The sequence below is a fragment of the Kiloniella spongiae genome, from assembly GCF_001026905.1.
GTDB lineage: Bacteria > Pseudomonadota > Alphaproteobacteria > Kiloniellales > Kiloniellaceae > Kiloniella > Kiloniella spongiae.
This window is the reverse complement of record NZ_LAQL01000002.1, coordinates 565,648-582,954: the sequence shown is the minus strand read 5'-3', so window position 1 is coordinate 582,954 and position 17,307 is coordinate 565,648. Positions and strand designations below refer to the sequence as shown.

The 17,307-nt window shown below is 46.1% G+C and carries 16 protein-coding genes; 8 read left to right on the top strand and 8 right to left on the bottom strand.

What is annotated here, in order from left to right:
• From cbiQ to WH96_RS02715, 6 genes are all read left to right on the top strand, one after another.
• Positions 1-786, top strand: a complete 786-nt coding sequence (gene cbiQ / locus WH96_RS02740; protein ID WP_047762558.1) for a cobalt ECF transporter T component CbiQ — start codon at positions 1-3, stop codon at positions 784-786.
• A complete protein-coding gene (locus WH96_RS02735; RefSeq protein WP_047762557.1) occupies positions 786-1,445 on the top strand; it encodes an energy-coupling factor ABC transporter ATP-binding protein in 660 nt (219 codons plus the stop codon). Before cbiQ ends, WH96_RS02735 begins: the two co-directional genes overlap by 1 nt.
• 277 nt (positions 1,446-1,722) lie before the next feature.
• Complete coding sequence (locus tag WH96_RS02730) at positions 1,723-2,913, top strand: TAXI family TRAP transporter solute-binding subunit (protein ID WP_082130284.1); 1,191 nt, start codon at positions 1,723-1,725, stop codon at positions 2,911-2,913.
• Between the two features lie 244 nt (positions 2,914-3,157).
• Positions 3,158-4,537, top strand: coding sequence for a leucyl aminopeptidase family protein (locus tag WH96_RS02725; protein ID WP_047762556.1), 1,380 nt, complete (start codon positions 3,158-3,160; stop codon positions 4,535-4,537).
• A 154-nt stretch (positions 4,538-4,691) separates the two neighbouring features.
• A complete protein-coding gene (locus WH96_RS02720) occupies positions 4,692-5,138 on the top strand; it encodes a universal stress protein (RefSeq protein ID WP_047762555.1) in 447 nt (148 codons plus the stop codon).
• A gap of 95 nt (positions 5,139-5,233) precedes the next feature.
• Positions 5,234-5,572 carry a MarR family winged helix-turn-helix transcriptional regulator gene (locus tag WH96_RS02715; RefSeq protein ID WP_156176669.1) on the top strand — a complete coding sequence of 113 codons (339 nt, stop codon included), beginning with the start codon at positions 5,234-5,236 and terminating at the stop codon, positions 5,570-5,572.
• Between the two features lie 73 nt (positions 5,573-5,645).
• Here the strand turns inward: WH96_RS02715 and WH96_RS02710 are convergent, their stop codons facing one another.
• From WH96_RS02710 to WH96_RS02680, 7 genes are all read right to left on the bottom strand, one after another.
• The gene (locus WH96_RS02710) at positions 5,646-6,575 is read right to left on the bottom strand and encodes a 2-hydroxyacid dehydrogenase (protein ID WP_047762554.1); all 930 of its coding nucleotides are present in this window, start codon (positions 6,573-6,575) and stop codon (positions 5,646-5,648) included.
• A gap of 157 nt (positions 6,576-6,732) precedes the next feature.
• On the bottom strand, positions 6,733-8,394 hold the full coding sequence (locus tag WH96_RS02705; protein ID WP_047762553.1) for an ABC transporter ATP-binding protein: 1,662 nt from the start codon (positions 8,392-8,394) through the stop codon (positions 6,733-6,735).
• On the bottom strand, positions 8,391-9,413 hold the full coding sequence (locus WH96_RS02700; RefSeq protein WP_047762552.1) for an ABC transporter permease: 1,023 nt from the start codon (positions 9,411-9,413) through the stop codon (positions 8,391-8,393). The genes WH96_RS02705 and WH96_RS02700 overlap by 4 nt, the downstream gene beginning before the upstream one ends.
• 48 nt (positions 9,414-9,461) lie before the next feature.
• The gene (locus WH96_RS02695; protein WP_047762551.1) at positions 9,462-10,559 is read right to left on the bottom strand and encodes a microcin C ABC transporter permease YejB; all 1,098 of its coding nucleotides are present in this window, start codon (positions 10,557-10,559) and stop codon (positions 9,462-9,464) included.
• Complete coding sequence (locus WH96_RS02690) at positions 10,559-12,667, bottom strand: extracellular solute-binding protein (protein ID WP_047762550.1); 2,109 nt, start codon at positions 12,665-12,667, stop codon at positions 10,559-10,561. The genes WH96_RS02695 and WH96_RS02690 overlap by 1 nt, the downstream gene beginning before the upstream one ends.
• A gap of 224 nt (positions 12,668-12,891) precedes the next feature.
• Positions 12,892-13,689 carry a histidinol-phosphatase gene (gene hisN, locus WH96_RS02685; RefSeq protein WP_047762549.1) on the bottom strand — a complete coding sequence of 266 codons (798 nt, stop codon included), beginning with the start codon at positions 13,687-13,689 and terminating at the stop codon, positions 12,892-12,894.
• A 136-nt stretch (positions 13,690-13,825) separates the two neighbouring features.
• Positions 13,826-14,368: a c-type cytochrome gene (locus WH96_RS02680; protein WP_047762548.1), complete on the bottom strand. Its 543-nt coding sequence runs from the start codon at positions 14,366-14,368 to the stop codon at positions 13,826-13,828.
• A gap of 248 nt (positions 14,369-14,616) precedes the next feature.
• On the opposite strand from WH96_RS02680, the gene WH96_RS02675 reads away from it, so the two are divergent.
• Both WH96_RS02675 and WH96_RS02670 read left to right on the top strand, forming a co-directional pair.
• Positions 14,617-15,375: a 3-deoxy-manno-octulosonate cytidylyltransferase gene (locus tag WH96_RS02675; RefSeq protein WP_047762547.1), complete on the top strand. Its 759-nt coding sequence runs from the start codon at positions 14,617-14,619 to the stop codon at positions 15,373-15,375.
• 89 nt (positions 15,376-15,464) lie between these two features.
• Complete coding sequence (locus tag WH96_RS02670; RefSeq protein ID WP_047762546.1) at positions 15,465-16,313, top strand: prephenate dehydratase; 849 nt, start codon at positions 15,465-15,467, stop codon at positions 16,311-16,313.
• 76 nt (positions 16,314-16,389) lie between these two features.
• Here the strand turns inward: WH96_RS02670 and nudC are convergent, their stop codons facing one another.
• Positions 16,390-17,298: an NAD(+) diphosphatase gene (gene nudC, locus WH96_RS02665; RefSeq protein WP_047762545.1), complete on the bottom strand. Its 909-nt coding sequence runs from the start codon at positions 17,296-17,298 to the stop codon at positions 16,390-16,392.
• Positions 17,299-17,307: the final 9 nt, after the last annotated feature.

Here is a 17,307-nt window from a genome sequence, read left to right as displayed (position 1 = left end):
ATGACACAGGTTTTGGGCGATGTTTCGCAATCCTGGACGGTTAAAAATGAACAGAGTAAACCTGAAGCATTTTTAAAGAGTCTGGATCCGCGCGTACGTCTTGTTTCCTGTGTATCCTTTGCGTTTCTTATTTCGGCAATGCACGATTTGAGCGCTCTTACCCTTGCTCTTGGTATTGGGTTGGGGCTCTCGCTGTCCTCGCGCTTGCCGCTATGGACAACAATCCGCAAGGTTGTTGTTGTCGACTCATTTATTGTTGTCTTGATGCTGACGCTGCCCTTTACGATGCCGGGGGACCCCCTTTTTTCTGTCTGGGGATGGGATGCCAGTAAAGAAGGTCTCTACCGTGCGGCAGAGGTTGGGCTCAAAGCAAATGCGATATTGTTTTCTTTGATGGGATTGGTGGGGATTATGGAGCCGTCGGTCTTGGGGCATGCACTTTATCGCCTTAAAGTTCCGGCAAAACTGGTACACCTTTTCCTTTTTACTGTACGCTATATTGATGTGTTCTATAAAGAATACAAAACCATGCGTCTGGCGATGAAAGCCCGTGGCTTTGTCCCCCGGACGGATATACATACATTGCGCTCTATTGGATACTTGATCGGAATGATGTTAGTCCGAAGTCTTGAAAGATCTGACCGTATTATGGAAGCTATGAAATGTCGGGGCTTCGATGGCCGGTTCCATATTTTGAATAATATGAAGATCGAAATGCGTGATCGTATTTTTGCCGTTTGTACTGCTGTGGTTATTTTAGGCCTGTTGGCTATAGAGTACTTTTGATGGCGTCGCTGATTTCGCTCCGTGGTCTGCATTTTTCCTATGCAAGTGGTTTGGATGTCCTCAAAGGTGTGAACTTTGAACTGAATGCGGGAGATCGTGTCGCTTTAACAGGTAGTAATGGCGCTGGGAAGAGTACGCTGCTTCGCTTGATCAATGGTCTGGAAACGCCTGACAGCGGCGAAATTCATGCTTTTGGAGCAGTGCGGCAGCAAGAAAAAGATTTTCGTGATGTTCGTGTCCGTGCCGGGTTAGTTTTTCAAGATCCTGATGATCAACTTTTTTGCCCAACGGTTGCCGAAGATCTTGCCTTTGGCCCTCTGAATCTTGGGAAGTCAGCGGAAGAAGTTGGTGAAATCGTTCGGCGGACACTGGAACTTTTAAGGTTGGAGCATCTGGCGGATAGAATTACGCATAAATTATCTGGTGGTCAAAAGCGTTTGGTTGCCCTGGCAACTGTTATGGCGTTGGAACCAGAAGTTCTTTTACTTGATGAGCCTACAAATGACTTGGACAGGGACACGAAGCAACATTTGATCTCGTTGCTGACAGAACTACCGCAGGCCATGATCATCGTGTCGCATAATCATCACTTTCTGAACAGAGTAGCGACACGACAGGTTGAATTGTCTGATGGTGTTCTCATGGAGCAGGCTGCCTGATTATCACTTCTCACTCGATGCACCAATTACTGCCACAATTATACCAATTCCCTGTCATTATTGATTGCTAGGTTCTTATTCAACGGTGGAAATCCGGATGAGGAAGGCTTTGCTTTTATGAGGTTTGATCTCATCAAAAGGCATTTTGGGTCGCTGAATTTTTGAGTAATAAAAAAATCGATAGTGACACAAGGTTATAATTAACTTTTAACTAGTTATGTCGTAGGATAAGAAAAGCTTCCCAGCGACTAATCTGTTATAAGAGAAAGGCAGTCGGTTGTTTTCGACGTCCTCAAGGTACCGTTTCTTTCTAAAGAACTTTCAAAACTTCGTTTTTGTCGCTTTCACTCTATGTATATCAATATTCTCGAGCATCAGTTTTGCTCAGGATACGCCTGTGTTTCGAATAGGAACCGGGGCGACCATTGGAAACTACTTCCCATTGGGTGGTATTATTGCCAGTTCCATCAGTAAGCCAGTTGGTTCGCGTGCATGTGAAAAAGGTGGAAGTTGCGGCGTTGACGGCCTTTTATCTGTGAGTGTCTCTACACAGGGTTCTGTGTCTAATGTTATCGGCATCTCTAATGGCACGCTTGAAGGGGGCTTCGCGCAAGCTGATGTTGTCTTTTGGGCGTTGCGAGGCGAACATGTTTTCCGTACGCGTGGGGCAATTGGCAATTTGAGAAGTGTTGCAAACCTTTATCCGGAAGCAATGCATCTTGTTGTCGGTATCAACAGTGGCATTCGCTCGCTTGAAGATCTTGCTGAAAAAAATATCTCTATCGGACCAACGGGTTCCGGTACAAATGCAGCTGCTCAATTGTTACTGGAAACCCGTGGCGTCAGAGTCCCGAAAGAAAAGATGTTCACGTTGTCTGACAGCGAGTCATACGAAGCGATAACAAGCGGTGAGATTGATGCTTTCTTTATCATTGCTGGAACACCGGCCAGATTGGTCACTGTTCTGACTGAACGACACAAGGCAAGGCTTTTATCCCTGAGTAAAACAGATGTTGAAATTCTGGAAGAAATCTACCCTTTCTTTTCGGGGGGAACGATTGGAGTAGGGACCTATAAAAATACATCAGACACTTTGGCTTTGATGGTTCCGGCACAATTTCTGGTGCGTGAGGATCTGGACGATGATTTGATTTATGGCATAACCAAAGCATTGTGGCATGAAACAACCGCGGCAAACCTTGCAAAAGGTCATACACTTGGTCGATTTATTACTAAAGAAACGGCATTGGATGGATTGATTTTGCCTTTGCACCCTGGAGCAAAAAGATTTTATCAGGAAATAGGTATGATCCCGGAAGAGGAAGAAACCTTTGAGGATGAAATCTTAGACGAAGAGCCGATGAGTGCTGCCGAAGATGACCAGACCGAAGACAAGGAGACCGTGGGTAATGATGACACATCAACAGATAGTGAACTTGTTGATGGCGAAGAAGTCGTTGAGGAATAACACATATATCACGTGTTGATCATTCTGGAGACAATCAGGAACTATTGAAGTACAGACATCATTATCTGGTTGAGGGGAAATGGTTGAAATGTAGGTGCCTTTTTCAATGTTTTGTCGCAGCTTTATATTGTTTACGGCCTAAAAAAGCTGTGCACTCATCCCTATCTGACTGTAATATCAACGGCATTCTTTTCTATGTAAGCGCTGTCTTTCTTGTCACTATCCGGTAATTTGTAGGTAAAATATGAGTTTTCAGCTGATTGATTCTGCATCAAAGCAGACTATTCCTTTAGTATTTTTGAATAAAATGAAATTTGATGATCACTGCCAAGATAATGTCGATGGGACATCTTGGATGATTGCCAATGGATTTAAAGCAGATGAAGGAGCCGTTTGCTCTCTTCCTGATCAAAGTGGTGGTATCAGAACCGTTGTCGTCGGATTAGGGGATCGTGATGTCCCCGGGATTTGGACAGTTGCGGGATTGAGCCAGAGCCTTCCTGAAGGAATTTATTGCCTTGCAGAAGATCTTCCTGCCGATATCGCAACACAGGTTGCTTTGGGATGGGCGATCGGAACCTATCAGTTCACGCGCTATAAAGAGAGCAGCAAAACTCTTTCCACTCTGGTTTGGCCAAAGGGTGCGGATCAGACACAAGTTCGGGCCCTTGCTGGCGGTGTCCACCTGACACGGGATCTTATCAACACGCCAAGTAATGACATGGGCCCGGAAGAACTTGCAACGGCGGCAGCCCAGCTTGCTGGTGAATATGAAGCTGATTGTAATGTTATTGTTGGCGACGAGCTCATAGAGGCAAACTACCCGGCGATCTTTGAGGTTGGTAAAGCTTCTGTTCGAGCGCCTCGATTGATTGATTTCAGGTGGGGAGATACGGGCCCCAAGGTGACATTGGTGGGCAAAGGTGTTTGTTTTGATACCGGTGGCCTGGATTTAAAATCGCCGGCTGGCATGCTCTTGATGAAAAAGGACATGGGCGGTGCTGCACATGTTTTGGGAATTGCTGCTGCGATCATGCAAAGTGACCTACCTTGCCAGTTGCGGGTTCTTATTCCTGCTGTTGAAAATTCTGTCGCTGGCAATGCCTTCAGGCCATCTGACGTGATTAAAACCCGAAAGGGTTTAACTGTTGAGATCGGAAATACAGATGCCGAGGGTCGTTTGGTCCTGTGTGACGCTCTTGCCGAAGCGAGTCGTGCAAAACCGGATCTTATCATTGATTTTGCTACCTTAACAGGTGCTGCACGCGTGGCACTGGGCACTGATCTACCTGCGATGTTCTGTAATGACGATGGCACAGCAGAAAAACTACGTCATCATTCTGTAGAGACTGGTGATGAAGTCTGGCGCATGCCGTTACATCAGCCTTATCGCAAAATGCTGGATAGCAAGATTGCTGATTTGAACAATGTTGCTTCCGGTCCTTATGCCGGGGCGATCACAGCAGCGCTGTATCTGCAAGAGTTTGTCGAGAAAGATATTCCGTGGGCGCATTTTGATGTCATGGCTTATAACAACGCCTCCTCTCCAGGAAAACCGGAAGGCGGGGAAGCTCTTGGTTTAAGGGCGGTTTACTCTATGATCAAAGAAATGGTTGGGGAATAAGGTCGGGATTGGTACAGATTTCTTATATCGTATTTTCTGTATCTCATTTTATGCACTTCTGGGTTGCTAATAGAGATTGGGAAAATTCTCTTATTTTGTGCTAATGTTCTTTTGAATTTGGTTTTAATTACTGTCTTACAGATGGAGTATGGCAATGTTCAATAAAATCCTTTGTGCGGTTGATGGTTCCGAGCACAGTATGCGTGCCGTTGAAAAAGCGGCAGCCCTTGCCCTTAAGTTCGAAGGTGAGCTTGTTTTTCTAACAGTCGCAAAGGCTGTGAAAATGAACGAAGGGTTACGCCGTTTTATGGAAGTTGAACATGTGTCTGGTCAGGACGCGCAATATGTTCTTGATTCCTTTAGTCAGGAAGTTCTGAACGAAGCAAAGGAAATTGCCAAAAAGGTTGGTGTCCAAAACATCAAAACCGAAGTTAAAGTTGGCCCGCCTGCTCGGTCTATCGTTGAATTTGCCGATAAGAACAAGATTGATGCTATTGTGATGGGAAGCCGTGGTCACGGAGATCTTGAATCTCTCCTTCTTGGATCTGTTTCCCACAAAGTTGCAAGCTTGAGTAAAGTGACTTGTGTTACTGTTCGCTAAGGAAGCCTTTATAAATGCTTATTGCAGGAATGTCTTGAGTTTGATCGGGATTGTGTTCTAGAATCATTGCGATTGCGGAACGTTTAGGAACGATCGTGGACATACCAGCAAAACAGGCTTTAGAATTATGGCGAGGCGTAATGGTCACAGCCTTGCAAAAGGGGCTTCCGGACCTGACGTCTCGCCAATTTACTTTATTGCTCCACGTGTACCTAAAAGATCAGGCACATACAGTTCGCGGGCTGGCCGAAGAACTGAACATGTCAAAACCTGCTGTAACCCGTGCTTTGGACCGTTTGGGGAAGTATGATTTTATTCGACGTAAAACAGATGAGAACGATCGTCGATCCATCCTTGTGCAGCGAACGATCAAAGGGTCTGTCTACCTACGTGAGTTTGGCGATATGGTCGAAGATTATGCCGAAGAAGTCTAAGGTTTATGCTGTCTAGATGTAGGATTCCCAGACTCTTAAACCCTAATTCCGCGAAGACTTCAGTATACTAGGCTTAATAGCCTCGTTTCATATCCACAATATTCAATAAGTCATCCCCGCTTTCAAAGCGCTTGATGCCATCGGCTACATTTCGAGCGCTGGAACTCGGATGCGTTGTACTGGCTGCATGGGGGGTGATGGTGATTTTTGGGTGTTCCCAAAAGGGATGATGCTGATCCAGCGGCTCTGATTTGAAAACATCGAGGGTTGCTTCTGATAGATGTTCTGAATCCAGTGCCTCAATTAAATCTTCTTCAACCAGATGCCCACCCCTTGCGGCGTTGATAATGCTTGCTTCCTTGGGAAGCATGGCAAAAAGATCTTTATTGAGAATATCTTCTGTTTCGTCTGTCAGAGGTAACAAGCAAACCAGAATTTCTGTTGTTTTCAGGAAATCTTCGAGCTGGTCTGTGCCGGCATAGGTTTTTATCCCCGGCCGTTCCCTGTGGGTTCTACTCCAACCCGCGACGTCAAAACCGAGATAGCTGAGTTTGCCAGCAACATCTGATCCCAAGACGCCCATACCCATAATACCGACCCGCCTATCCCAAGTTACAGGTGGTTCATGCAGCGTCCATTCTTTACGACTTTGTTGTTCACGATATAATCGCATGTTCTTGTGGTGGTTCAAGACAGACATGACGACATATTCGGTCATACCTGACGTCAAAGACGAATCGACCATTCTCACAACGGGCACGTTTTCCGGTAAATCCGGGTCTGAAGCGAGATGATCAATGCCAGCCCCTAGTGAGAAAATAACTTTTAAATTGGGAAGGGTTTTGAGCAACCCTGCGGGTGGTCGCCAGACAAGGGCGTATTCAATGTCCTCTTTATTTCCGATTTCTGGCAACAGACGCATATCAAGATCTGGAATTTCAGCAAGCAGATACTTGCGCCATAAATCCAACCTGTCTGTCTCGGAAATAAAAAGCAGTGCCATCAAGAGCCTCTAATGATCAATCGTTGAGCAGACAGTGTAGGGGATGCGGGAAAGGAATGGCAATCCGGCAACAAAAGTTTTTTATTTCGCAGTAGTTTATCCCGAAATAAATCTCCTTGGAGTCCCGGAACAATATATAATTATCATTAAGTGCTTTTTATGCACTTATGGCGTCCTGATTAACAGCTTCGATATCAAAGGCAGCTTTGATCAGAGCCTGGGTATAGGTAGTTTGCGGGGTCTCGAAGATTTCTTTGGCGGTGCCTGTTTCTACTGCTTTGCCGTCTTTCATGACAATCACATTATCGGCAAGCGTGCGAACCACCTTCAGGTCGTGACTTATGAACAGATAGGTGAGGTCGTGTTTGACTTGTAGGCTGCGAAGCAAGTCAACGATCTGAGCTTGCACAGACATATCAAGCGCTGAAGTTGGTTCGTCCAGTACCAGAAACCGTGGCTTCAAGACCATGGCGCGGGCAATGGCTATTCTTTGACGCTGACCGCCAGAAAATTCATGAGGATAACGGTGGCGGTTTTCCGGATTAAGACCGACTTCGTTTAAGGCCTCAATAATCAATGCTTCTCTTTCCTTCGCATTGCCGCCCAGGCGGTGAACTTTCAGACCTTCTTCTATAATCTGCCCTATAGAGAGACGCGGGCTGAGGGAGCCATAAGGGTCCTGGAAGACAATTTGCATTTCCTGCCGAAGTGATCTGAGTTTTGATCCTTTGGAATTGGCGATGGATTTTCCGTCGAAACGGATTGCACCTTTACTTGATATCAGCCGTAAAAGGGCGAGGCCCAGAGTTGTTTTTCCTGATCCTGACTCGCCGACAATGCCAATTGTATGCCCCTGTTGCAGCGTGAGAGATATACCATCAACTGCTTTGATGTAGCTGACGGTTCTTCGCAATATCCCGCGTTTAACCGGGAAGTGGACCTTAATATCTTCGCAAGCCATGATTTCCGGCGCATCAGAATTGGTTTCGACGGGTTTTCCCTGTGGTTCTGCCGCGAGCAATTTTTGGGTGTAGGAGTGCTCTGGTTGCGAAAAGATTTTTTCAGTTGGACCTTGTTCGACAATCTGTCCCTCTGTCATGACGCAAACGCGGTCGGCCATTTTTCTGACAATACCAAGATCGTGCGTGATCAACAAAATGGACATACCGAGTTTTTCTTGAAGCTCTTTCAAAAGTTCAAGAATCTGCGCCTGAATGGTCACATCCAATGCCGTTGTTGGTTCATCGGCAATTAAGAGATCCGGTTCATTGGCAAGCGCCATGGCAATCATAACGCGTTGCCGTTGCCCACCGGATAGCTCGTGCGGGTAGGATTTAAGACGTCCAGCGGGGTCTTTTATGCCGACCAGCTTTAGAAGTTCGAGAGTTCGTTTACGAGCTTCTATCTTCCCCATGCCTTTATGAATAAAAAGAACTTCGTTTATTTGCTTTTCGATCGTGTGCAGCGGGTTCAACGATGTCATAGGTTCCTGGAAGATGATCGAAATCTTGTTCCCCCGGATATCCCGCATGGTGGCATCGTCAGCACCGATGATTTCCTTGCCCCTGTATTTTATAGAGCTCCCTTGGGGGTGCTGCGCTTGAGGATATGGAAGCAGTTGCAATATAGACAACGCACTAACCGATTTACCCGATCCTGACTCCCCTACTAGGGCAACGGTTTGCCCTTCCATCAACTTATAGGTAATCCCGGCGACAGCATCGACAGTTTCTTCTTCCCCATGAAACTGAACAGAAAGACTGGTGATGTCCAAAAGAGCTTGCTCTTCATCGGCAGAATGGTCGACGAGAACACTCATGAGCGACCTCCGTTAAAAAGCTTTCTAGGGTCAAAGGCATCACGCACGGCTTCGCCAATAAAGACTAAAAGGCTAAGCATCACAGCGAGTGAAACAAAAGCGGTTAAGCCTAACCACGGCGCCTGAAGATTTGCTTTACCCTGAGCAAGAAGTTCGCCTAGCGATGCAGATCCTGCAGGAAGTCCCAAACCAAGAAAATCTAGCGATGTCAGGCCTGTAATTGCCGCGGTCAACGTAAAAGGTAGAAAGGTGAGTGTTGCGACAATCGCATTGGGGAGAATATGACGATACATGATCATCCTATCGCTGACTCCCAATGCCTTTGCCGATCTGATGTAGTCATAGTTTCGAACTTTGAGAAACTCGGCCCTGACCACACCGACAAAACCAACCCAGCTAAAGAGCATCAATATACCCAGAAGCGTCCAGAAACTTGGCACGAGAACAGAGCTAACGATAATGAGAATATAGAGAGTTGGCAGGCCACTCCAGATTTCGATAAATCGCTGGGCAACGAGATCGAGAACACCACCAAAATAACCTTGGATTGCCCCGGCTGTTACACCTATAACAGCGCTGATGGCGGTTAATAATAAACCAAATAAAATTGATATTCGCATGCCGTACAAAAGGCGCGCAACAACATCCCGGGCCTGATCGTCCGTCCCGAGCCAATGATCAAAATCAGGGGCTGAGGGCGCTGGCGTGGGCAGCTTATAGGCTACAGTTTTATAGTTGTATTGAATTAGCGGCCATATCATCCACCCTTTAGCTGAGATTAGACTCTGAACATAAGGGTCGTGGTAGTCTGTTTCAGTCTCGAATTCGCCACCGAAATGAGTTTCTGGTAGAGCTTGAACAATGGGGAAGTATGGCTTGTCATCATAGAAAATGACAATCGGTTTGTCGTTGGCAATCACTTCTGCAACTAAGCTCAATCCAAAAAGGATAATGAAAATCCAAAGAGACCAATATCCACGGCGATTTTTTTTAAAGTTTTGTAACCGTCGTTGATTCATCGGGGCCAGTGTTATGCCAAATAGTTTCTGTGTATTACCTCTCACTGATCAACCCTCCCGACTTTCAAAGTCAATTCTGGGGTCGACGAGCATGTAAGCAAGATCGCCGATGATATTCATAAGAAGTCCAACAAGCGTGAAGAAATAGAGGGTGCCAAAAATAATGGGATAATCGCGATTGAAAACAGCTTCAAAGCCTAAGCGACCCAATCCATCAAGGGAGAAAATAACCTCTATCAATACTGACCCAGTAAACAAAACACCGATGAAACTGGCGGGGAAGGCTGCAATAACGATGAGCATGGCATTACGGAAGATATGTCCATAAAGCACGCGACTTTCTGTAAGGCCCTTTGCTCGTGCCGTTGTGACGTATTGTTGACCAATTTGGTCCAGAAATGAATTCTTGGTTAGCATTGTCAGACTGGCGAAACCGCCGATGACCATCGCTGTGACTGGTAAAATGATGTGATGCAGATAGTCGAGTATTTTATTGGGTGTCGATAGATCATCCCAGTTATCCGATGTTAATCCGCTAAGAGGGAAAATTGTCAGATAGCTGCCTCCGGCAAATACGACGAGCAATAGAACGGCAAAGATAAATCCGGGGATAGCGTAGCCAACGATAATGACGCCGCTGGTCCATATATCAAAAGAAGATCCGTCGCGGGTGGCTTTCTTTATGCCAAGAGGAATGGAGATTAAATAGACAAGGAGAGTGGTCCAGATGCCCAGAGATATAGAAACTGGCATTTTGTCTATGACGAGATCAACAACCTTCCGATCTCGAAAAAAGCTATCGCCAAAATCAAATGTTAAATAGTTACCCATCATGACAATAAACTGTTCATGTAAAGGCTTATCGAGACCAAACTGAGCTTCAAGTTCTTTAATTAATTCCGGGTCCAGGCCCTGCGCGCCTTTATATTTGCTGGTATTTGCGGATTCAATATCACTGACGGGGGCCAGATCATCTTTGTTCTGGGTTATACGTTCTGATATCTCTGCGCCTTGCCCTGACAGCTTGGCCAGCACTTGTTCTACAGGACCGCCTGGGGCAAGTTGAATGATGGCAAAATTCAGAATCATAATCCCCAGAAGAGTTGGGATCATCAATAAAAGTCTGCGAACAATATAGGCCAGCATCAGATTTGCCCCCTGTTGCGTCGGCGTCTTCGAATAAACCAGCGGACGATAATCAACAGGCTGATGCCCAGTGCATAGGGCCGCCAGTTATCTTTTTTGAAAAAAGCATTGGGGTCGGCGAAGATCTGAAAAGTGAAAAGATCTTTTATAGTTTCAGGGTTCAGGCCCAGTTTTTCGAAGTTATTCAAAAAGGTATCAACAATTAACGGATCAAAAAACGGTTCATTAGTCGCCGGTGATTCAGCAACGGGTTTTTCATCATTGTCTGTTGTTTTAGCTTCTTGTGTAAGCTCGTTCTTTGCCATTGATGCCATCAACGCAGCTTCTTTATCGCTATCAAACCACCAATAGGATGTACTGGTTCCACGCCATGGCGTCACGTTGGGACGAGAAAATTTATCCCAATAAAGCACGCGATCATCTTCGGTATGGAATTGTGGGATAACATAAAACCCCCAGAGTAAAACCCGGTCTAATGCGCGCACAGTAGCAACCAATTCTTCACGATCATCAGCATTTGCAATTGCTTCTACCAGTTCATCAATAACAGGATCTTTGATACCAGCAAAATTACCGCTTCCCTTTTTATCTGCGGTTTCACTTGTCCAAAATCCACGTTGTTCTGTTCCTGGGGTAATGCTGGCAGAAAGTTTGATAATAACGATGTCATAGTCAAAATCTCTGATACGGTTGATGTATTGGGATCGATCAACAAGTCGAATTCTGGCATCAATACCGAGCTTGCTTAAGCTCGTCACAAAGGGAAGTATAGTTCTTTCCATGCCTTTGGACGAAACAAGCATTTCGAAAGACATTTGCTCCCCGGTTTTTTCATTTACCAGTTTCAGGTCCTTTACGACCCAACCTGCTTCGGCAAGAAGTTCGAAAGCTTTGCGGTAATTATGCCGAGGCCATCCACTACCATCAGATGTGGGGACATGAAATGTTTCTGTAAAAAGACTGTCGGGTACTTTGCCGCGATACTTTTCGAGTATTTCCAATTCACGTCCTTTGGGGATTCCTGTTGAGGATAACTCAGAGTTCCCAAAATAATTGGTGGTGCGGGTTAGCAACCCAAAAGATAGATTCTTATTGGACCATTCAAAATCATAGACATATCCAATAGCTTTTCTGACTTTAGGATCTTTGAATATGTCCCTTCGCGTATTGTAGAAAAAGCCTTGAATGCCCTGAGGACGTTTATGGGGAATTGATTCTTTCTTCAACCAGCCCTTGTTAATGGCTGGGACATCATAATCTTGTGCCCAAGCGCTGGATGAGCGTTCGTTCCGGTAATCTATTTCCCCTGATTTGATAGCTAGTTTGATGACATCGTCATCATGGTAGTAGGTGGTTTTTATCTTATCGAAATTATCCTGGCCCTTGTTTACGGGCAGATCTTTTCCCCAGTAATCCTTAACTCGTTCTTGGACTACATACCGGCCAGCTTCAAAGTCGGTCACTTTATAGGGGCCACTTCCCAAGGGAGGCTCCAGCGTGCTTTTAGAAAAATCTTTGTTTTCCCAATAATGCTTGGCGAAGATTGGCAGAGAGCCGGCACGGATGGGAAATTCTCTGTTTCCGGGTTCGCCGGAAGTAAACTTAACCTGATTATCCCCGACCTTTTCAACTTCTTTCAGGATTGCGTAATAATTTTTTACATAAGGCCCGGCGTCATTACGTATGGTTTCCCAAGAAAAAATAACATCGTCGACGGTTATGGGGACACCGTCGTGCCATCTTGCTTCCGGGCGCAGGGTGAAGGTAACCCAGGATCTATCCTCGGGCCATTCAAGGCTTTTGGCTATTAGCCCATAGGCACTGGCTGCTTCATCAGCACTCGAGACCAAGAGGCTTTCCGGTGTAAAGCCGGGGCCGGGCACGCCTTTGATGATATAGGGGTTAAAGCTGTCAAAAGTACCTTCGCTGGCAATACGAATTTCGCCCCCTTTGGGGGCATCGGGATTAACATAATTAAAGTGGGTGAAGTCAGCGGGATAACCCGGTTCCCCATGGATGGCAATGCCGTGGGATTTTGTCGTTTGTGCGGTAGCTGAAAACGGCAAGAGGATGCAGAGGACAAAGTTGACCAGAAAGAGTGCGCGCATCGTCTTGTCATAACCCCCGGAATATCTATTTTAGAGGGCGAAGGCCCCTAGGTGGGTAGTCTGAGGTGTTTTGGTTTTATGATCAAGGACTTCGTTAACCATTTTTCGCACCTCAAACAAAGTTGAACAAGGATATTGGCAGGTGAGTAATGAAAAATGGTTAACATGACGGCTAAATCGAAAGCTTTATCTGTTAAGGATAAAGGTGTTGAGTGCTTAAAGTGCTATTGATTTATGAGATCACAAACTTCCTGATGCACACGGGTATCACCAGCAGCGATAACTTTTCCATCAGAATGCATGCCAAGGGCGTTGCCTTCCCAGTCTGTCATGATACCACCCGCGCCAGTGAGGATCGGGACTTGCGCCAGGAAATCATAGACACCCATACCGGCCTCTACCGTTAGGTCAATCAATCCACTACTGACGAGGCCATAGTTATAACAGTCTCCGCCGAAGAGCGGCATTTTTGCATTCTTGCGCACCTTGTCGAATTTTGGAAATTCGTCTTCTTTAAATAGATGGGGCGAGGTGGTGGCAATCGTGACATCGGATAGTTTAGCGCAATCGCGTGTTTTTGCTTCAGTGATGCCCCGGAAATCCTTAAAAAGGGTTTTATGTCCTGTTGCACCAACCCAGCGCTCGCCTAGAACAGGCATTGCCAGAATGCCCATGACAGGTTGGTTGTTTCGTAAAAGAGCAACAAGGGTACCAAAAATTGCGTGCCCGGAAATAAAACTCCGAGTGCCGTCGATTGGATCTAATGCCCAAACAAATTCTGCATCAAGCTTTTCAGATCCATGTTCCTCGCCAACAATCCCATGATCAGGATAGGCAGTATTGATGAGGTCACGCATGGCGCTTTCTGCATTTCTATCTGCAATAGTGACGGGAGAGTCATCGCTTTTTCCCTCGACATCAAGCGGCTGTCTGAAATGTTTGAGGATAACGTCCTGTGCTGCGTCGCAAAGTTTTTCTCCAAGTTGAATAAATTCATTGGGGCAAAGGAAATCGGAACTCATCGTATAGGAATCCTGTTTGAAATTTGATTTAACTCGTTGTTGTCAAATTTTGCTTTTCGTAGCGATACATAAAAAGAGCAAGACATAAAAAAGGCGATCCGTTGGATCGCCTTTTTTTGAATGCAAATTATTCAGTTTATTCTGGTAGAGCAGCAGGATTGTCGCTCTGCTCACGCATGTAGGCGATCAGGTTTGCACGGGCACCAACTTTCTTGAGGCCAGCAAAACCCATCTTCGTTCCCGGTGCAAAAGCTTTTGGCTTTGTCAGAAACTCGTTGAGAGCTTCGTAGTCCCAAGTCTCGCCATTCATGGCAGTTAGTGCGTCAGAATAGGAATATCCGTCAACTGCAGCACGTTGTGCACCAACAATTCCCCAAAGTGCGGGGCCGACTTTGTTAGCGCCACCGCTTTCAACCGTATGGCAGGAAGCACATTTCTTGAAGCCTTTTGCACCGGCAGCTACGTCGGCAGAAGCAAGAAGGGCGCTTACTGGTTCAATAGCCGGGCCAGCAGGGGCTGTAGATGCTACTTCAGCACCGCTATCAGCGACTTCAACTTTATAGGCATTTTCTTCCAAGTCTTTTGGTTGGTAGAGCATATTCGCTGCAAAACCAGATGCCATTAAGATGATGCCGGCAGTTAGTACTGAGGCAAAAGCCTTATTATTCTCTAAAGACATTCTTCCTGACCCTTTGGGCTTATATTTGAATTTCCGGCAGACAATAGCGTTCTGAAGCCAAGCATTCAATAGTTTCAATTGATTTTTGCCAAGCTTAAGCAGATTTTTTGAATAGTTATAGTGAAAAAAGCGCAAAGCACTTTGTTTCGAAGCTGTTTGTTAACTATGTTAGCGCGAAGAATACGATTCTCTCTATAGGTGAAGTGGAGATGAATCCGCGCATTAAATACAATTATTAAAGGCCTTTCATGTCTTGTCCTCAAAATCCTGTTGTTCTAATTCCCGCGCGTATGGCCTCTTCGCGTTTGCCGAAAAAGCCTTTGGCGGACATTGCTGGCTTGCCGATGATTGTCCAGTGCTACAACCGCGCTGTTGAAGCTGAGGTGGGGCCTGTTGTCGTTGCCTGCGCAGAACAGGAAATTGCGGATGCAATTGAAAAGATTGGGGGACATGCTGTTTTGACGTACCCTGACCATCCTTCAGGTTCTGATCGGATTCATGAAGCTCTGCAAAAGTTTGATCCAGAAAACAGGTATGATGCAATCATCAATGTGCAGGGGGATTTGCCAACTGTTGAGCCGAGATTGATCCGGCAAACGTTCGAGCTTTTGGCAACTGAGGGCGTTGATATCGGTACCTTGGCTGTTGAAATATCTGAATTGACTGAGCGGGATAATCCAAATGTTGTAAAAGCTGTCGCCGGTTTTGAATCGGGACAGACCGTTTCACGTGCACTTTATTTTACAAGAAGCAAGGCCCCCTGGGATGAAGGTAATGATGATCAACCGCTCTATCATCATATCGGTATGTATGCCTATCGCAGAGAAGCGTTGGAAAAATTTGTCACCTTGCCAGCATCGCCTTTGGAAAAACGTGAACGATTAGAGCAGCTTCGGGCGTTAGAAGCTGGGATGCGTATTGATGTCGCCCTCGTTGACACTGTTCCGCTGGGGGTTGATACTCCTGCGGATCTTGAAAAAGCGAGACAGATTCTCGCCGGATACTGAGGTTTTTCAAATTTAAATGGCCAGATTCAAATGGCCAAATTGAAATGAGAGACCCAAAACGATTAACAATATAATTAAGGCCTAAACCAATGACCGAAGCTGATAATCTGATCGCCTTTCAGGGCGTCAAAGGTGCAAACTCTGACATAGCTTGTCGAGCGGTATTTCCAGACATGGAAACACTGCCCTGCTATTCATTTGAGGACACCTTTGCAGCAGTTCGGAATGGCAAAGCCCGCCTTGCAATGATCCCGATTGAAAATTCCAGTGCGGGGCGTGTGGCTGATAACCATCATCTGATGCCAGAATCGGGGTTGCACATCATTGGTGAGCATTATCAGAAAATTGAACATCAACTGCTCGCCCCAAAAGGTGCGACCCTGGAAGGGTTAAGTCAGGTTCATTCCCATGTTCAGGCTCTTGCTCAGTGTCGTGAGTTTTTACGAGAGCACGATATAGAACCAATTGTTGCGGCAGATACGGCTGGTGCTGCCGAGCAAGTTTCTTTGTGGAACAACAAGGATGTCGGTGCTATCGCAACCTCTATGGCTGGCGAAATATACGGCCTTGAAACATTGGGCACGGATGTAAACGATAACGCAGATAACACCACTCGCTTTTTGATTATGGCGCGGGATCCGATTGATCCCGATCCCAAAGACGGTATGGTTGTCACGACTTTCGTTTTTAAAGTACGGTCTGTTCCGGCAGCACTTTACAAAGCTCTTGGGGGCTTTGCGACAAATGGTGTGAATATTACCAAGCTTGAAAGCTATATCACGGATGGAAGTTTTTCAGTAGCGCAGTTCTATGCTGATGTGGAAGGCCATCCTTCCGAGCGCCTGGTGCGACTGGCGCTTGAAGAGCTGAGCTTTTTCTCGAAAGAAGTTAAAATACTGGGTGTTTATCCTGCTAATTCTTTCAGGACACCATCTTGATATTAAAAGCCTTGTGACGGCAAAAAAACAAAAGAAAAGCTGGGTTTGTTGCCCAGCTTTTTTACATGAATAAAGATTATTTCTCTTTCAGCCAATCATCGACAAGAACTCGGGAAATAGAGTCTTTACGTGGAAGGTTAAAGGTTTCGTCTTCCGGTGAGGCAAGTAGTTCATCGCGGTGAAACCATCTGGCTGCTTCAATTTCATTTGAATCCAGAACCAGCGGGTCGTGGCGTGAGCCTTCTGCGGTAAAACCAACCATTAACGAAGCTGGGAAAGGCCAAGGTTGGGAAGAATGATAACGGACGTTTTCAACAGTGATTCCAACTTCTTCTTTGACTTCCCTGATAACGGTCTGTTCCAGACTTTCACCTATTTCAAGGAAGCCAGCCAGAACAGAGTGACCTCCCGGGCGCCAGCCTGCATTGCGCGCTAACAAGCACCAGTCGCCATCGGTAACACGCATAATCACGGCGGGATCCGTGCGAGGATAGTGTAGTTTGCCACAGTTACTACCCGTACATTCCAGAACGTGCCCACCTTCTGTGGCACGGGTCGGATTCCCGCAATGTCCACAAAAACGATGATGTTTGTGCCAATGACTTAGCCCGCGTGCATAAGCCATGATGGCGGCATCATCATGATTTAATAGGGACCAGTGATCCCGAAGATCAAGGAATGTCCCTTGTGAAAGTTCCGGTGCCGTTTCGCTGTTGGGTAGCATCGCGGCGAGGATTGGCTTGTCGTTTTGCAGGCCGAGGAAAACAACTTCCTCTGCAAGCTCAAAAATTTCTCCGGCATCGCTGGCAGAGATAAAGAGGGGATTAATGTTATCTTGAGATGAAAACAGGCCCATATGTCGCCAAACGATGGTAACAAGGCTGTCTGGTGAATTACGATAACTTTGTAGCGTGTCGGGATGAACGCGCAAGTGAGCTGCACGATCAAGTTTGGATGAGGTATAAATATGTAATTTTGTGGTCATGGTCAGAGG

Coding starts and splice junctions, on each gene's coding strand:
- cbiQ (WP_047762558.1), top strand. CDS start 1: ATGACACAGGTTTTGGGCGATGTTTCGCAATCCTGGACGGTTAAAAAT.
- WH96_RS02735 (WP_047762557.1), top strand. CDS start 786: ATGGCGTCGCTGATTTCGCTCCGTGGTCTGCATTTTTCCTATGCAAGT.
- WH96_RS02725 (WP_047762556.1), top strand. CDS start 3,158: ATGAGTTTTCAGCTGATTGATTCTGCATCAAAGCAGACTATTCCTTTA.
- WH96_RS02720 (WP_047762555.1), top strand. CDS start 4,692: ATGTTCAATAAAATCCTTTGTGCGGTTGATGGTTCCGAGCACAGTATG.
- WH96_RS02710 (WP_047762554.1), bottom strand. CDS start 6,575: ATGGCACTGCTTTTTATTTCCGAGACAGACAGGTTGGATTTATGGCGC.
- WH96_RS02705 (WP_047762553.1), bottom strand. CDS start 8,394: ATGAGTGTTCTCGTCGACCATTCTGCCGATGAAGAGCAAGCTCTTTTG.
- WH96_RS02700 (WP_047762552.1), bottom strand. CDS start 9,413: ATGAATCAACGACGGTTACAAAACTTTAAAAAAAATCGCCGTGGATAT.
- WH96_RS02695 (WP_047762551.1), bottom strand. CDS start 10,559: ATGCTGGCCTATATTGTTCGCAGACTTTTATTGATGATCCCAACTCTT.
- WH96_RS02690 (WP_047762550.1), bottom strand. CDS start 12,667: ATGCGCGCACTCTTTCTGGTCAACTTTGTCCTCTGCATCCTCTTGCCG.
- hisN (WP_047762549.1), bottom strand. CDS start 13,689: ATGAGTTCCGATTTCCTTTGCCCCAATGAATTTATTCAACTTGGAGAA.
- WH96_RS02680 (WP_047762548.1), bottom strand. CDS start 14,368: ATGTCTTTAGAGAATAATAAGGCTTTTGCCTCAGTACTAACTGCCGGC.
- WH96_RS02675 (WP_047762547.1), top strand. CDS start 14,617: ATGTCTTGTCCTCAAAATCCTGTTGTTCTAATTCCCGCGCGTATGGCC.
- WH96_RS02670 (WP_047762546.1), top strand. CDS start 15,465: ATGACCGAAGCTGATAATCTGATCGCCTTTCAGGGCGTCAAAGGTGCA.
- nudC (WP_047762545.1), bottom strand. CDS start 17,298: ATGACCACAAAATTACATATTTATACCTCATCCAAACTTGATCGTGCA.